The organism is Streptomyces deccanensis, from assembly GCF_022385335.1.
Classification (GTDB): domain Bacteria; phylum Actinomycetota; class Actinomycetes; order Streptomycetales; family Streptomycetaceae; genus Streptomyces; species Streptomyces deccanensis.
Window position 1 is genome coordinate 5901231 of record NZ_CP092431.1, and the last position, 15395, is coordinate 5916625.

General features: G+C 71.3%; 9 protein-coding genes and 2 pseudogenes. 7 read left to right on the plus strand and 4 right to left on the minus strand.

From position 1 onward, the window contains the following. Positions 1-466 precede the first annotated feature (466 nt). A pseudogene (locus L3078_RS26335) lies at positions 467-3515 on the plus strand (Tn3 family transposase); the annotation flags it as partial. 77 nt (positions 3516-3592) lie between these two features. On the opposite strand, the gene L3078_RS26340 reads toward L3078_RS26335, so the two are convergent. Next, positions 3593-4186 (minus strand): TetR/AcrR family transcriptional regulator, encoded by a 594-nt coding sequence (locus tag L3078_RS26340; RefSeq protein WP_239756403.1) that lies wholly within the window; start codon positions 4184-4186, stop codon positions 3593-3595. Positions 4187-4360: 174 nt separating this feature from the next. Here L3078_RS26340 and L3078_RS26345 point away from each other — a divergent pair, with 174 nt between their 5' ends. Beyond that, positions 4361-5356 carry a ketopantoate reductase family protein gene (locus tag L3078_RS26345; RefSeq protein ID WP_239756404.1) on the plus strand — a complete coding sequence of 332 codons (996 nt, stop codon included), beginning with the start codon at positions 4361-4363 and terminating at the stop codon, positions 5354-5356. Positions 5357-5406: 50 nt separating this feature from the next. Here the strand turns inward: L3078_RS26345 and L3078_RS26350 are convergent, their stop codons facing one another. Continuing rightward, positions 5407-6381, minus strand: a complete 975-nt coding sequence (locus L3078_RS26350) for a tyrosine-type recombinase/integrase (RefSeq protein WP_239756405.1) — start codon at positions 6379-6381, stop codon at positions 5407-5409. A 234-nt stretch (positions 6382-6615) separates the two neighbouring features. Here L3078_RS26350 and L3078_RS26355 point away from each other — a divergent pair. Further along, positions 6616-7531 (plus strand): annotated as a pseudogene (locus L3078_RS26355) (transposase). Positions 7532-8477: 946 nt separating this feature from the next. After that, a complete protein-coding gene (locus tag L3078_RS26360) occupies positions 8478-8855 on the plus strand; it encodes an SUKH-3 domain-containing protein (RefSeq protein WP_239756406.1) in 378 nt (125 codons plus the stop codon). A 58-nt stretch (positions 8856-8913) separates the two neighbouring features. Here the strand turns inward: L3078_RS26360 and L3078_RS26365 are convergent, their stop codons facing one another. Continuing rightward, a complete protein-coding gene (locus L3078_RS26365) occupies positions 8914-10128 on the minus strand; it encodes an MFS transporter (RefSeq protein ID WP_239756407.1) in 1215 nt (404 codons plus the stop codon). A gap of 63 nt (positions 10129-10191) precedes the next feature. On the opposite strand from L3078_RS26365, the gene L3078_RS26370 reads away from it, so the two are divergent. Continuing rightward, the gene (locus tag L3078_RS26370; protein ID WP_239756408.1) at positions 10192-10566 is read left to right on the plus strand and encodes a MerR family transcriptional regulator; all 375 of its coding nucleotides are present in this window, start codon (positions 10192-10194) and stop codon (positions 10564-10566) included. Positions 10567-10615: 49 nt separating this feature from the next. Here L3078_RS26370 and L3078_RS26375 read toward each other — a convergent pair whose 3' ends face one another. Next, positions 10616-10909 carry a trypco2 family protein gene (locus L3078_RS26375; protein WP_230215657.1) on the minus strand — a complete coding sequence of 98 codons (294 nt, stop codon included), beginning with the start codon at positions 10907-10909 and terminating at the stop codon, positions 10616-10618. A gap of 118 nt (positions 10910-11027) precedes the next feature. Between L3078_RS26375 and L3078_RS44640 the strand changes: the two genes are divergently transcribed. After that, positions 11028-12602, plus strand: a complete 1575-nt coding sequence (locus L3078_RS44640) for a S1 family peptidase (protein WP_275593170.1) — start codon at positions 11028-11030, stop codon at positions 12600-12602. Positions 12603-13006: 404 nt separating this feature from the next. Further along, positions 13007-15088, plus strand: coding sequence for a tetratricopeptide repeat protein (locus L3078_RS26385; RefSeq protein WP_239760475.1), 2082 nt, complete (start codon positions 13007-13009; stop codon positions 15086-15088). Positions 15089-15395: the final 307 nt, after the last annotated feature.

Below are 15395 nucleotides of genomic sequence, written 5' to 3' on the forward strand. Positions count from 1 at the left end.
GCGGTACTCAGTGCAGCGGAACGGACACAGTCGCACTTATGCCGCTGAACAGTATCCAATGGACGGTAGGCCCCAGGTGCCGGCTGTGACTGAGTTCTCATGAGTGCCGGCGGTAACCGACCTTGAATGAATGGCGGGACCGTCGGCGCTCGGGCCGGGTTCATCCAGGTTGCTCATCGGGCCTGGCCGACCGGCAGTCGGCGGGCGTAGCGCTGAAACACCGCGAGGGCGTGCTGCGCAACGTCTTCCTGCCACCGCTCGGCGACACTGCCGAGGCGGTCAGCGCTTGCCGTCAGCCCCGACGGCCGCATCCCAGCCGTCGGCGGCGACATGGGGGTCGAGGAACATCGGAACGAAAACCGGCGCTAAGCCCCCCCCCGCGCACCTGAGAGCGCTTTGACCTGGACTTCTTCGAGAGCGGAGCCTTCAGCAGTCGTGTTGATCATTGACTGTGTGGAGGTCCGGGGTGCCGGTCGAGTTTCTGACGGATGCGCAAGCCGCTGCGTACGCGGCGTACGACGGGGCGCCGTCCCGTACGGAGTTGGAGCGGTTCTTCTTCCTGGACGACGCGGACCGGGAGCTGATCGAGGGCAAGCGGCGGTCCCACAACCGGCTGGGCTTCGCGGCCCAGCTCACGACCGCGCGCTACCTCGGGGTGTTCCTGGACGATCCGACCGACGTGTCGGCCGAAGTCGTCGACTACCACGCGGCGTCGCCGAGCAGCTCGGCATCGCGGACGCGTCGGCGCTCAAGGCGTATGGGGAACGCGAGAACACCCGGCTGGCCCACGTTCGTGAGCTGCGGAAGCTCCTGGAGTACACGGAGTTCGCCGAGGCAGAAGCCGAGTTGCGGGTGTGGGTGGACGCGCGGGCGTGGACGACCGGAGAGGGCCCGAAGGCGTTGTTTGACGCGGCGGTGGGGTGGCTGCGTGAGCGGCGGGTGCTGCTGCCCGGTGTGACGACCCTCGCCCGGCCCTCGGTCGGGAGGCGGCGAACCAGCGGCTGTGGGACAGCCTTCACGGGCTGCTGAGCACCGGTCAGCGGGCGGTGCTCGACTCCCTGCTGACCGTGCCGCCCGGTGCGCGGGTGTCGGAGCTGGACCGGCTGCGGCGCGGTCCGGTGCGGATCTCCGGGCCGCAGATGAAGTGGGCGCTTGAGCGGGCGGCGGAGATCGACGTGTTCGGGATGGGTGAGCTGGATGTCTCCGGGATACCGCCGCGGCGGCTGGCGGAGCTGTCGCGGTACGGCGTGGACGGCAAGGCGTCCCTGCTGCGGCGCCACGGCGACTCCCGGCGCCTGGCCACGCTGCTGGCCACCGCGGTCTACCTGACGAGCAGGGCGGTCGACGACGCGCTGGACCTGCTGGAGGTGCTGATCGCGACGAGGCTGCTCGCGCGGGCGGAGCGGGAGACGGCGAAGCAGAAGCTGAAGACGCTGCCGAGGATGGAGCGGGCCGGGATCAGGCTGGCGACCGCGTTCCGGGTCGTGTTCGACACCACGAGCGAGCAGGTCGACACCGAGTCCGGGGAGATCAGTCCGCCTCAGGTGGCGACCCTGACGGCGATGTGGGAGCGGATCGAGGAGGTGGTGCCGCGCGAGGAGCTGGCCGCCGCGATCGCCGCGTTGTTCGAGCTGGCGCCGCCGATCGACTCGGACGCGTACGAGGCATGGCGGACGATGCTGGTCACCCGGTTCCCCACCGTGCGGCCGTTCCTGGCGCTCCTGGTCCAGGTCGTCGACTTCGGCGCCACCCCAGAGGGCCTGCCGGTCCTCAAGGCGCTGAAGTCGCTGCCCGACCTGATGGGGCGCAAGAAGGTGAGCCCCGACGAGATCGACACGTCCTTGCTGGTGGGCTCGTGGAAGCGGCTGGTGCTGAGCGCGCCGTACCTGGAGCCGGGCACGGTGGACTGGAAGGCGTACGTGTTCTGCGTGCTGGAGTCCTTCCACCGGCTGCTGCGCCGGCGGGAGGTGTTCGCGAAGAACTCCTCGAAGTGGGGCGACCCGCGGGCGAAGCTGCTGGACGGCGAGGCGTGGGAGCAGGTCCGCCCGACCGTGCTGGCTTCCCTCAACCTGCCCGCCGAGGCCGGGGAGCACCTGGCGGCGCGGGCCGCGCTGCTGGACGGCACCTACCGGGAGGTCGCCGGACGGGTGCCGGCGACCTCCCAGACCGTCTTTGACGACGACGGCCGCCTGCACTTCGCCACCCTTCAGCCGGAGCCCGAACCCGCCTCCCTGACCGGCCTGCGGAAGGCGGTGGAGGCGATGATGCCCCGCGTCGACCTGCCGGAGGTCCTGCTGGAAGTGTTCTCGTGGACCGGCGCCGACCAGGCGTTCACCTCGATCACCGGCGGCGAGGCCAGGCTCAAGGACCTGCACGTGACGGTCGCCGCGCTGCTTGTCGCGCAGGGCTGCAACGTCGGCTACACGCCGGTCATCGGCGGTCTCGGCGCGCTGAAGTACGGCACGCTGTCGCACGTCGACCAGACGTATCTGCGGCTGGCCACCTACCGGGCCGCGAACGCCACGCTCATCGAGCACCAGGCATCCATCGGCCTCGCTCAGACGTGGGGCGGCGGGCTGGTCGCCTCCGTGGACGGCATGCGGTTCGTCGTCCCCGTCCCCTCGGTGTACGCCCGCCCCAACCCCAAGTACTTCGGGCGCCGGGGCGGCGCGACCTGGCTGAACATGATCAACGACCAGGCGGCGGGGCTCGGCGGGAAGGTGGTGGCCGGCACCCCGCGCGACTCCCTGTACGTGCTGGACGTCCTCTACGACCGGGACGGCGGCAAGCGTCCGGAGACGATCGTCACGGACACCGCCTCGTACAGCGACATTGTCTTTGGACTCCTCACCCTCGCCGGGTTCGCGTACGCGCCGCAGCTCGCGGACCTGCCGGACCAGAAGATGTGGCGCATCGACCGCACCGCCGATTACGGCGCCTTCCAGGAAGCGGCCCGCGGCCGGGTCGACCTCGCCCGGATTGAGCGCTGGTGGGAGGACATCCTCCGCATCATCGGCTCCATCCACACCGGCGCCGTGCGCGCGTACGACGTGATCCGCATGCTGTCGCGGGACGGGCGCCCCACCCCGCTCGGCGACGCGATCGCGCACTACGGACGGATCGCCAAGTCCCTGCATATCCTGCGCCTGGCCGACGAACCCGGCTACCGCCGCCAGATCAAGAGCCAGGCCAACCTCCAGGAGAGCCGCCACGCCCTCGCCCGGAAGATCTTCCACGGCAGGCAGGGGCAGCTCTACCAGCGCTACAAGGACGGCATGGAGGACCAGATCGGCGCGCTCGGGCTGGTCCTCAACGCCGTCGTCCTGTTCAACACCCGGTACATGGACGCCGCGGTGAACCAGCTCCGTGCGGACGGCTTCGACGTCCGCGACGAGGACGTCGCCCGCCTCTCGCCGTTCGTACGCCACCACATCAACGTGCTCGGGCGCTACTCCTTCCAGCTCCCCGACCTGCCCGACGGCCTGCGCTCCCTGCGCGACAAGCACGCCGCCGAAGAGGTGAGCGCGGGCAGACCGGTAGGTCCGCAGCGTGCTCCTTCCGGTTGCCCCGCGGGCAGTACCGGCACCGTTGGTCACAGCGTTGACCGCACGCCCGGTCCGTCGGCGCGGATGCCGGCCAGGAGGAAGGCGAGGTGCTGGCGGTACCGGTCGGGCGAGGTGTCCCGCGTCGCGTCCAGCACGGCCAGCAGGGCGAGCTGGACGAGGGTGATGTCGCAGGCTTCGACGTCGGGCCGCAGGCTGCCCTGAGCCCGTGCCCTGGCCGTCATCTGCTCGATCAGGGGGGCGATGTCCTCGCGCGCCTGGTCCATCTGCTCGTTCTCGCACTCGCCGGTCTTGACCAGGGCGCGCAGCCAGCCGTTCTGCGCCTGCAGGGCCAGCGACTCCTCCAGGAACCGTGTCAGGCCCCGCCATCCGTCGGGGTCGGCGGCTGCGGTGCGCGCAATCTGGACGGCCTCGCCCAGCCGCTCGCTGCCCAGGGCGTCGATCAGGTCATCCAGGGTGGGGAAGTGCCGGTAGACCGTGCCGACGCCGACGTCGGCCTCGCGGGCGACGTCGGTCAGCGTGACGTCGGTCCGCACGCTGAAGAGCCGGCTGGCCGCGCTCAGCAGGCGGGCGCGGTTGCGGGCCACATCTCGTCGGACCGGCTGGTGGAGCGCATCAGGCATGGGGGCAGTCTACCAATGCGGAAATCGAACTCCGCTTCCGGTACGATGCGGAAACGGAATTCCGGTTCTGGTGTTCCCTGTCAGTCGCCGGCATCCGCCAAGCCACCCCCGACGCCGCGAGCGTCACCACTTCGGAGGAAGACCATCTCCAGCAACACGGCACACACCGCATCCGTGATCATCGTCGGCGCCGGGTCGGTAGGCGTCCTGGCCGGCTACGACCTCAGCCGGGCGGGCGCCGACGTCACCTTCCTGGTACGGCCCCACCGCCGCGAGCAGCTCGCCCGCCCCCAGGCCCTGTACTCCTACAACGACCACACCCTGCACCACTTCTCCGACTACGACGTGATCACCGACCCCGCAGAGCTGTCGCAGCGCACGGCCGACTTCCTCATCGTGACCCTCGACGGGGCCGCGCTGCGCGCCGAGGCCGGGCTGCGCCTGGTGAGCGAGATCGGCCGCGCCTACCGCGGCACCGACACCAAGGTGGTGCTGGCGACCATCGGCCTCCAGGTGCAGCCCTGGTTCGTCCAGCAGTCCGGGCTCGCCGACGACCAGGTCGCCCTGGGCAGCACCGGCGCGCTGATCCACGAGGTGAGCGCCGCGAAGCTGCCGCTGGACCCCACGGTCGACAAGGACCTGATCGCGACGGCGGACTACGCCTTCAGTCACACGTCCCCGGCGGGCTTCATACTGGAGGACAGCTCCCCCGAGCTCACCGCCGCGTTCACTTCCCTGCACTCCGGCGAAGGGGTGCCCGCAGCGGTGAGCATGCCGGCCGGGCAGCTCGCGCTGGCTGCCGCGCTCCTCGCACCCATGCTGGCCTGGAGCCTCCTCGGATGGCGACCGCTGCAGGAGATCGACCTGGACGACGAGACCTGGCAGGTCGGTGTGGAGAGCACGCGGGAGATCCAGCGGCTGTCCGTATTCGGGGAAGCCGGTCGGGCCGCCGCCGAGGAGACCGACGCGGCCAGCGTGACGGGGTTCCTCCGGCAGCAGGCGCAGGACTGCATGCCCATTGACCTCGCCGCGTTCAACGCCTACCACCACGGCGGCAAGGTCAACCGGCAGGACATCGAGTTCTTCCAGCAGGCCCGCCGACTCGCCGCCGACGACGGCGCTGCGACGCCGGCGCTGGACACCCTCGTCGAACGGCTCACCACCGCCTGAAAAACTGTCCTGGCGTGGACCGTCCACGCCAGGACAGCCCGGCGACAGGGTCAGCGGCGCGCGTCGCCGGGCGCGAGCAGACTCGTCAGCTCGGAGATCGCCTCGTGGGACGGCTTGAAGTAGCGGCGGACGTTCTCCGGTTTCTTGTGCCGGGACTTCGCCATGAGCATCAGCAGGGAGGCACCCTGCTCGCCGAGGTGGGTCAGGGCGGAGTGGCGGTACTCGTGCAGGTCCCAGCCGCTTCCCGCACCGCGCACGGCGGTGTGCTCGTCCAGCAGGGCGCGAGCCTGACCGTAGGAGAGGCGGGCCAGGCCGGTGTCCGGGCACACGTCGCGCGGGCTGACGACCTTCCCCGGGCCGGGGCGGCGGTGGGTGACGAACACCGGTCCGCGGGTGCGGCCCTTGAGTAGCCGGGGCAGGAGCCGGGCGGTGCCCGCGTCCCAGTACACCGTCTCCAGCACGAAGTCCTCGCGCGCCTGCCCGCGCCGCCGGGCCTTGCTCCGGGCGCCCTTGGCCTTCACCGGGCAGCGGCGGGCGCCGAGGTCCAGGTCCTCGATGTTGACTCCGAGGATCTCCTCGGACCGCCCGGCGGTCTCGTAGAGCATTCGCCACAGGGTCTTCTCCCGCAGGTGGACCTCCCGGCGGGCGATGAGCCGGTCCACGGCCATCTTCGAGCGGGCCGGGGTCTCGGAGTCCGGCACCGCCAGCCGCTTCGTCCAGGCCGGAACCGCCGGACTGTCGTAGCCGAACTCCGCACACCACCCCAGCCAGGACAGCACCGCCGCCCGGCGGGCGTTCCAGGTGTTGACCGCCGCAGTGCCCCACAGCAATTCCAGGGCCTCGCCGATCTCGTCGTCCGCGACCGACCTCAGCGGGCGGGCCTCCCCGATCCGCTCGGCAGTTTTGCCGACCCCGGTCGAGTAGCTACGAACGGTGTTCGGGTTGCGGAGCGAGGCGAGGAAGGCGTCGGCCGCGGCGCGGACGGTCAACGCCTTCCCGGCCGGCAGTTGCACGACGGTGGGCACCGCTTCCCCCTTGCCACGGATAACAGGGCCGCCTCACGTACGGCCCGAAGAACTTCGCCGCAGGTGATGAACCAAGCTCCGGCATAGGGCGTTATCTGCGGGACGACTTCAGACGGGTCCGGCCGTCGACACTCCGTCAGCCGCCCGCCAGGGCCGATCGAGGCTTACGAGTTGGTGCGTGATAGCGGGTGAGGCGTCGTGCCTGGCCGGTGGCATGATCCGTCTGTGACGATCATGGTCAATCGGGCGGTGCTGGCCCACCGGCTGTTCACAGGGATCTCTCGGCGTCACCTCGCCTGCCTGATCGAGGAGTTGGCGGTGCCGTGGCAAGCCGGAGTCGAGGGTCGTCGCCATGCTGCACGAGGTGGGGCCAGGAAGCGGGCAGCGGGAGCCGGCGCCCGCCACCAGCTGGTCTTCGTCGACCGGCTGGTGGCCACACTGATCCATCTACGGCACGACCTGCCGCACTCAGTCCTGGGGCTGCTGTTCGGTGTCGACCGTTCGACCATCACCCGTGCGATCGCAGAGATACGTACGCTCCTGGCCACGCGGGGGTGCGCGGTCCCCGACCGCCCCAGCCTGCGACTTCGGACATTGGCGGACGTCTTCGCCTACGCCCAGGCCGAGGGCATCGAGCTGCGCCTGGATGCCACTGAGATCCAGGTCCGCCGACCACCGGCCGAGCCGCGGCGGACGGCGCGCATTCGTCTCCGGGAAGAAGAAGCAGAACACCATGAAGGCCACCGTCATCGCCGACTGGCGGGGCCGCACGTTATGGACCGACACCCTGCGGCCTGGTCGTATGCACGATGCCACGGCCGCCCGCAACGAGGGCATCGCCGTCTGCTTCCAGCACTTCCCCGACGTCGAGGTCCTCTTGGACGACGGCTACCTCGGCCTGAGCCGCGACCACCGCGGACAAGCCATCACCCCACCCAGAAAACCCCGGCCCGGAGCACTGCCCGGCAGAGTCCAGCAGTGGGAACGCGACCGCCACGAACACTCCTCCGACCGCATCACCGTCGAACATGCCCTCGCCGACCACAAACGCTGGAAACAACTGACGCGCTGGACCCACCGCCGCGACTGCCTGCCCGACACCTACCGCGCCATTGCCAGCCTCGTCTCCGACCGCACCATCAACGTCTGAGTACAGGTCACGCCCAGGCCAAACACGCCTCACCCGCTATCACGCACCAACTCGTTAGCGCCGGTTTTCGTTCCGATGTTCCTCAACCCCCACACATCGGCACGCTCCAACTGTGGGACATCGCGACCCAGCAGCCCTGGGCGGCCCGCTGACCACCCCCAGCGAAGCCATCGCCCCCTGGCCTTCAGCCTCGACAGCACCACCCTCCACGCGGCCGGCACCCATGTCCCGCTCCAGCGCTACACCAACGACCCCACCCAGGCCGTCACCCGGATCTGCGCCCGCACCAGCGGCGCCGACCTGACGCCTGCTCAATTGCACACGTCGTGCCCGACGCGCCGTACCGCAAGGAGCGCGGCCGCTGATTTCCGGGGGCGTCACAGCTCGTAGCGCGATGCTTGTCTGGGCCGCCGTCTGCGCTGGTCAGCCCCACGGCCTGCGTGAGCGATACGTGAGCGGATGGTGCAGCACAGGCCCCCACAGGATGGATCGGCCCTCAAGCCGAACGCCGTTGACCAGGCAAAAACAGACGGCCGAACACCACCCGGAATCACCCGTCATGATCGCGCAAGCCCTCGTAATGCGTAGGTCTCGGGTTCGAATCCCGAAGGCGGCTCTTTTGAAGCCCAGCCCAGACGTTGTCTGAGCTGGGCTTTTGCGTTCGGCGGATGCGACGGCGGCGCATCGTGCGGGCTGCCTTGCTGGCCCTGGTCTCAGTTGTGGTCTGTAGCGGGCTCTGGCTGGGACTTGGTCTCCCATACGGCGCATCGCGTCCTTCGAGAGCCGACCGGACCGGGCCGGCGGACACCACCCTCGGCCTGGCCGCCGTGGACGAGGCGATGCCTGGGGGAAGGAGGCGCGCGTGGCGGATCGGTCGGGAGCGGGGGTGGTGCGATTGTCGGGTGTTTTGGCCGGGGGTGGTCGGTGGTCGGCGACCGTGGCGGACGTGCGGCGTGTTCGGGAGGTCTGGGGCGAGTTGGGGATCCATTGTTCGTCTTTCGCGCTGCGGTTTGTCGAGGAGTTCGAGGGGAGCGGCTTCGCGTACCCGCGCCATCCGCTCGATCTGGGGGCGCACCGCTGCGAACTGAACGCCGAGCGCGCCAGTCGTATCGTCTGCGGCGAGAAACTGCGCGCCTACGAGCAGCGGGCCGGGCGGAGGCTGACGCCGGAGGGCGCCGCGGCCTCCAGCCCTCTCGTGCTGCTTGTCGGGGAGGGGGGGCGGACGTATGGCGCCTACGACGCGTTCCTGGCGCTCTACGGCGAGAGCCCGGAGGAGGCGTTGGTGCGTCTCCTCGACAGCGTTCGCCCTGTGCGACTCAAGTGATCGACGTGACTGGAGTGTCTCGGCGGGGGGCTTGATCGGTAGGCGGTGGGGCGAGGTGTCAGTCGGCCCCCGGGCGGGTCGTGGGGAAGGCGTGCTTGTGGGCGGTGACGACCACGAGGAGGACCGGGGTCATGAGCGCGAGGACGCTCCAGGGGAAGGACTTGGGGCCGAGGCCGTCCAGGAGGATGCCGCCGGCCGCCCCGCCGCCGGCCATGGCCGAGTTCCACGTGGTGACCAGTAGGGCCTGGCCCCGGTCGCCTGCCGCGTCGGTGACGGCGGTCTGCAGGAGGGTGGTGACGCCACCCCAACCGAGGCCCCACAGCACCATCGCCGCGTAGACCACGACCACGTTCTCGGCCAGTGCCGCGAGGAGCACGGAGGCGGCGAGGAACAAGGCGCTGCTGACGATGGTCAGTTGACGCAGGCGTCGGTCGACCAGGACGCCCGTGATCCAGATGCTCGCCACGGACGCGATGCCGAGGACCAGCAGGACACCGTCGCGGGATTCGGCCATGCCGTGGGCGTCCAGGAAGGTGGCGATGTACGTGTAGAGGATGTTGTGGGCCAGCACGTAGGCCGCGACCACGAACAGGACCGCCGCGACCCCCGGAAGGGACAGGGCCTTCAGGACGGGCTCGCGGGTCTCCGGCCGTCGGCCCGGGGCGTCCGGGACCGACACCGCGATCCACCCCAGCAGCGCCACGGAGACCAGCGTCACGAGGCCGAAGGTCATGCGCCAGCCGAAGAGTTCGCCGAGGAAGGTCCCGAGCGGGATGCCCAAGGACAGGGCCAGCGGTACGCCTGCCATGGTGATGGCGATGGCCCGGCCCTGGAGGTGCGGGGGCGCCAGGCGCCGTGCGTAGCCGACGAGTTCGGCCCAGACCGCGGCCGCGGCGACACCGGCGAGCAGCCGGAACACCATCGTCAGGGGGTAGTGGGACGAGAGGGCGGTGACCAGGTTGGCCACCGCGAACACCGCCACCGCCGGCAACAGCAGGCGCTTGCGCCGCCAGGCCGCCGTCATGACCGACAGGGGGATCGCCGCGACGCCGGTGGCGATCGCGTAGACCGTCAGGGCCTGGCCCATCGCCGATTCGCTCACCGACATGTCACGGGCCATCTCGGGGAGCACACCCGCCGGGAGCGCCTCGGTCAGGATCCCCACGAAGGCGGCTGTGGCCAGCGCCAGGAGCGGTGAGAGGGGCAGTTCTCGGTCGTTGGCCGCTGCCGTCGGAGTGGATGTGCTCAGCAGTTCTGTCCGGGAGGTCGACATGGTCGTATCCTCAAACCCTCACATCGGTGTGAGGGTCAAGCCCGTACGAACGAGGTGGGTCACATGCGGATCGGGGAGCTGTCCGAGCGGACCGGAACCCCTCGTCGGCTGCTGCGCTACTACGAGGAGCAGGGCCTGCTCGTCGCCGACCGCGCGCCCAACGGCTACCGCGACTATGCCGAGGGCTGTGTGAACCGGGTCCTGCAGATCAGAGGACTCCTCGACTCCGGGCTGTCGACGCGGATCATCAAGCAGATCCTGCCGTGCATCAACGACCCCCGGGGCATCCACGTATCCGACGCGACGCCGGAGACGATCGCCATCCTGGAGGGCGAGCGCCGGCGCATGACCGACCGCATCGCGTGCCTGACGCGCAGCAGGGAGGCCATCTCCGGGTACCTCGACGCCGTGCGCCGTGGGTCCGCCGGCGCGGCCTGACCGTATGGGGTGCGTGGGGTCGGTACGACGGCGTGGGCTTCCGTTGGGGTCAGCGGCCCACCTCGTGGTGGTGGCCCGTCGGGCCCGGGAGGGGTTTGAGGTCCACCTGGATGCGGTGGGTGGTGTCGTGGCTGACCGTGCCGCCCAGGCGGGCCTCCACGACGCCGAGGCGGAGGCCCGCGCCGCCCTCGCCCGAGCGGTGGAACTGGACCGCGAACTCCAGGCTGACCTGCTCCACGCTGAACCGCCAGTCGCTCGCCGCGCCCTCCGCCTGGGCCCGGGCCAGTTCCGCGCGGACCGTGCCGATGGCTTCCGCGAGACCGACCGGTTCGGTATCGCTCATGTCAACACCCCGTCGGATTCTGTTGGTTGACTGCGTGGATCGAACGCGTCGATCGAACGATCCAAGTTGGTTCACAAGTCTAGGGACGCACCATGCCCCGCGCGTAGTGTGATGTGGCATGGGGGAATTGCGTGCGGACTGGAGACTCCGGCTGCGGCGCGGGAGTGCGCGGGGCCCCATCTGCGGCGCCGGGGTGCTCGTCGATCAGAACACCGCGTTGACCTGCGCCCATGTGGTGCGGGATCCGGGTGCCGTCATGTGGGTCGAGTTCGCGGAGAACAGTGAGATCGAAGGGGTGGCCGCGCGGGTGCTGCCCGGCGGTTGGCTCGCTGACGGGGAGGGCGGCGAGGACGTCGCCGTACTGCGGTTGGACGCGCCCCGGCCCCAGGCGCGGCCCGCCCGGCTGGAGACCGGGTTGTGGGGCGGCATGGAGGTGTCCGCCACCGGGTACGCGGAGGGCTTCGACGACGGGATGAGTCTGTGGGGGCGGATCGGCGGGGTCAGCGGTGAGCGGGTGCAGCTCGACGCCGTGACAAAGGCCGAGGTGGTGCGTCGGGGGTTCAGCGGGGCCGCCGTGTGCACCCGGCCGGAGGAGGGGCGGCCCGCGCGGGTCGTCGGGCTCGTCGTCAGCTGGCGCGGGGACATGGGCGAGGTGTTGCCCGAGAACAACCGGCTCGCCTTCTCGTATCTCATTCCCGTCGCGCGTATCGCCGAACTGTCGCCCGTTGTCGCCGAGTTGACCGGTCCGTACGCCTGGGACCACGGGTTCGAGGAGCGGCTCGCGCGGTGGTTCGGTGACGACCACGCCGACGAGGAGCCGGTCAAGGTCACCGTGGTGCCTCCGGGGAGCGGGAAGGACCGGTCCCTGCGGCACCTCGTGCACCTGGCCGATCTCGTCCACCGGGGCGGTGCGTCCAGTCGGCCCGACCTCGCCGATCACGCACTGGGGCACATCGCCTTCCCGCCCGGACGGTATCTGGCGTACTGGGACTGGCTGCTCGGGACCCGGCCGCCCCCGCCCGGGCCGCCGCCCACGCTCGTGGGTGAGCGGCGGGCCACCGTCGTGGTCGACGGGCTCGACGAGGAGCCCGAGCCGGGCGCGCTGATCGCGCTGCTCGCCCGATTACGGACGCTCGGCTTCCGGCTGTTGCTGGTCTTCCGGCACGAGGGCGGCACCGGGTGGAACGCCGCCCGCGACGAACTCCTCGCGCCCGCGCTCCTCGACCATGCCGACGCGCTCCTCGCCCGGCTGGAACGGGCCGAGTTCAGCCGCGCGGTGCGGCACGGTGTCGTCGACAGCGCCTCCCTCGGCTCCCTCACCGAGACGGCGGAACGGCGCCGGAGCGAGCGCCGGTTGCTCGACGGGGACGGGGGGAGTGGGGGGAGCGTGGGGAGTCGGGCAGGTGGAGGCGGTGGGGGTAGCGGGGGTAGTGGGGGTAGTGGAGGTAGTGGGGGCATCGATCCGCAGCAACGGCTCGCCCGGCTACGGGAGTTGATCCGCACCCTTCGCGCGGATCTGCGCCGCGTGGGAGAGCGGGCGGGTGGGGCGTGGCCTTCCGGGGGCCGGGCGGGTGGAGGGTGGCCTGCCGGGGACCGTGCGTCCGACGGTCGTGCGTCCGACGGGCGTGCATCCGAAAGTCGTGCGTCCGACGGTCGTGCGGCCGGAGATTGGCCTTCCGGAGGTCTGACATGAAATTCGCCGCTCGGTTCGGGATGGGGGCGGGTGGTCCGGAGGCGGGGGCTCCGGTCACCGGTGGCTCCTGGGGGCCGGGGGCGGGCGCGCCCGGGGGAGTCGGGGCAGGTGGGGCGGGTGACTCAGGTGGTTCGGGGGTGGGGCCGGCGGGCCGCTCCGGGGGTGAGGGGGCGGGGGCGGGCACATGTCCGCATCGGCGGTTCAGTGGTGCTCCGTGTGGGGGGAGTCTGCTGCCCACCGGGTACTGCGCCGTTTGCGGGCGGGCCGAGGACGGGCCCCGGTTGCCCGCGTTGCCCGAGGAGCCTTGGGAGTTCGGGCCCGCCGAGTTGCTCGCGCTGCCCGAGCGGGCGTCGCGGCCCGCGCAGGAGCGGCTCATCCATCCCGAGGCTCCGCTGCGCGTGCGGATGGTCTGCTCGTCCGCCGAGTGCGGCATCACCTTCGCGCCGCCGTACACCGTCGGCCCGGTGCCGGTCGAGGGGTACTGCCCGGCCTGCGGCGAGCCCTACTCGTACCGGCCCGAACTCGCCGAGGGCGATGTGCTGCGCGACCAGTACCGGATCATGGGGCCCATCGCGCACGGCGGTCAGGGCTGGGTCTATCTCGCCGAGGACACGCACCTCGGAGACGTCGTCGCCGTGAAGGGGCTGCTCAACCGGTACGAGCAGGACGGGGCCCGGCTCGCCGACGTCGAACGCCGCAACCTCGTCGCCATCCGCCACCCCCGTATCGTCCAGATCCGCGACTTCGTCGCCCGGCGCGACGACTCCGGGCGGGTCACCGGCGGGTACATCGTCATGGACGACGTCGGCGACGGCACCCTCGACAAGGTCGTCAAGGAGACCCGGCGCGGGGAGTCCGTCCTCGACATCGAGCACGTGGCCGCGTACGGCTGTCAGATCCTCGAAGCCCTCGTCCATCTGCACGCGGGCGGGGAGAAGGGCTTCGTGTACGGGGACATGAAGCCCTCGAACGTCGTGCACCACGGGGACGGCGTCAAGGTCATCGACCTCGGCGGGATGCGGGAGCGGGGCCAGAGCCAGCCGCCCGCCCACGTCACCCCCGACTACATGGCGCCCGAGACGGCGTCCTCGCCCATGCCCACCACCGCCCACGACCTGCACACGGTCGGCGTCACCCTGCGGGAACTCGCCGGCTGGGCCGTCGACGAGGTGCCCGGCCTCGGCACCGCCTCCTTCCACGGCGTCGTCGACCGCGCCACCCGCACCGACCCCGGGCTGCGCTTCACCGACGCCCGCGAGATGGCCGGCCAACTGCGGGGCGCGCTGCGGGAGATCCGCGCCCTGCGCGGCAAGAGCGACCCGCCCGAACCCTCCGACTACTTCTGGCCGTCCCCCCAACTGCTCGGCGCCCGGCTCGGCACCGTGCCCGGTATCGAACACTGGCTCGAACGTGCTCGCCGTGACCGGTACGATCCGCCCCTCGCCCCCGCCCTCGACCTCGGCGCGCCCACCCTCACCGAGATCGCCCGCCGACTGCCGGTGCCCAGGCGCTACCCGGGCGACCCGCAGACCGCGCGGTTCGAGGTCAGCAGCGGCTACGACCCCGGCCGGCTCCTCGACCAGGAGGAGGGCAAGCCGCCCTCGGTCGAGATCCGCCTGCACAACGTACGGGTCCTGCTCGGCCGGAACACCCGCGACGACCTGGAACGCGCCCAGGAGGAGCTGGACACCGCCGACTCCATCCCCGGGCCCTCCGCCGTACGGCGCTGGCGGCTGGAGTGGCACCGCGCGCTGGTCGCGCTGCGCCGGGCCGACCTCGACGACGACCTGCGCCGGGTCGCCGAGGCCAAGCGCCACTTCACCGCGGTCCGCCTCGAACTGCCCGGCGAGTACGCGCCCAAACTGGCCCTCGCCTACTGCGGGGAACGGCTCGGCGACGATACGTCCGGGCCCACGGCCAAGGAGTTGTACGAGGCCGTGTTCGCACGCAACCCCGCGCACGGGGGCGCGGCCCTGGGGCTCGCCCGGCTCGCGCTCCGCGCCGGCGACCGCCGGGCCGCCCTCGACGTCCTCGGCCGGGTCCGTCCCGGCACCCTGGACCACACCGTCACCCGGATCGCCTCCCTGCGCATCCGCGCGGCCCGGCTGCCCCGGGACGTCGATCCGCTGCCCGCGCCCAGCGAGGTCGACGCGGCCCTGGCCGAACTGAGCGACCTCGTCCGCCGGGAACCGGGTGCCGGCGGGCCGAGCCTGTCCGAGGACGAGGCGCTGCGGCTCAGCACCGAGCTGCACGAATGGAAGCTGGACGCGTTGCACAGCCGTGGCGACCGGCCCGGCCCCGGAGGAGCGGGGGGCGGGCGGCTCGATCCCGGCAGTCTGCGGCGGCTGAGCGCGCAGGAGAGGGAGCTGCGCGCACGGATCGAGTCGCACTATCGCCAACTCGCCGCCCGGCACGGGGAGTCGGCCGCCGCGCACGAACACCTCGTGGATCTTCTGCAGGCGGTACGGCCGCAGACGGTGGTGTGACCACGGGGGCGGGGCGGCTCTTGGGGCTCCAGGGGCTCCGGTGGCTCCGGTGGCTCCCGCGGCTCCCGTGGCTCCGGAGCCTGGAGAGCAGTGTGCGCGGCGTCCATGTGGTTCGTACGGCTACGAACGGAGAAGGAACGGTGACGCACGACATGAGCGGGGGCGTGAGCGGGCACATGAGCCGGGGCGTGAGCGGGCACATGGGTCGGGGCGGCGTGAGCGGGCAGTCGGGCTTCGGGCGTGGGGGCGGGCGTATGGAGCGTCGTACGGGCGGGCAGGGGGACGGGCGCGCGGTCGGGCGTACGCG